The following is a 794-nucleotide window of genomic DNA, read 5'->3' as shown; positions in this document are numbered from 1 at the left end:
TCGCCTTATATAGCTAAATTTCTAGAAATAATAGTCCTCATTTTCGAAGGGTTTTTTTTGATAAATTCATGTTTTATTAAATAATTTAAATGTTTGTGTACACTTGAAGGTGCTAATACTCCAATCTGATCCCCTATTTCTTTTTGGGTAGGCGGATAACCATTTGTACAAGAATAATCATAAATGTACCTTAAAATTTCTGTAATGGTATTTTTATCTAAAAACATTAAACTAACTCCATTCTCTACTTATAATAATTGTGTAAAATTGCAAAAAAAAATAATTCTATATACCTATGATGTGTGCAAAAATTAAAGCATTAATAAATATATATAAAATTAAACTGTTTCAAGAGTTATATTAATATTAACATAAATTTTTTTTAGAAATAATTGGTTTTAGATAAAATAAAGATGTGAAACTTTTATCTATTTCACTATCTGTTCTCACTGATTTATTATCCATTTATGCGTTGACAATTTTTTTGCTCGATTTTGATTAAACTCTGTTAAGGTATTTTGTTATAGAATTTAAAGAAGGTTATACCATTCTTAATTCCATTTACTATATACTATCCACTACTAAGCTATTTATTAACAAAAAAGAGATTTGGTTGGATTTTGATTTTGCTATTAAACTAAATAGAACTCTTCTTACTACGTTCATAGAATATACCGATTTATAGGATTAATAACAAGAAAAGTAAAAACCGTAACTTTTATACTGATATTTTAAATTATGGTACTCTACAGAAAATATGAAAGGAAAATGTGGGGCGTCCGTCTATGGGAGTT

At 25.2% G+C, this 794-nt stretch carries 1 protein-coding gene; it reads right to left on the bottom strand.

Going from position 1 to position 794, the window contains the following annotated elements; translation table 11 throughout:
• Positions 1–5 precede the first annotated feature (5 nt).
• Positions 6–227: a LexA family protein gene (locus B3N22_RS17010; protein ID WP_095330542.1), complete on the bottom strand. Its 222-nt coding sequence runs from the start codon at positions 225–227 to the stop codon at positions 6–8.
• Between the last annotated feature and the right edge of the window lie 567 nt (positions 228–794).

Source organism: Clostridium sp. UBA1652 (assembly GCF_002320975.1).
Taxonomy (GTDB): domain Bacteria; phylum Bacillota; class Clostridia; order Clostridiales; family Clostridiaceae; genus Clostridium_T; species Clostridium_T intestinale.
This window is presented reverse-complemented; position numbering and strand designations above follow the sequence as displayed.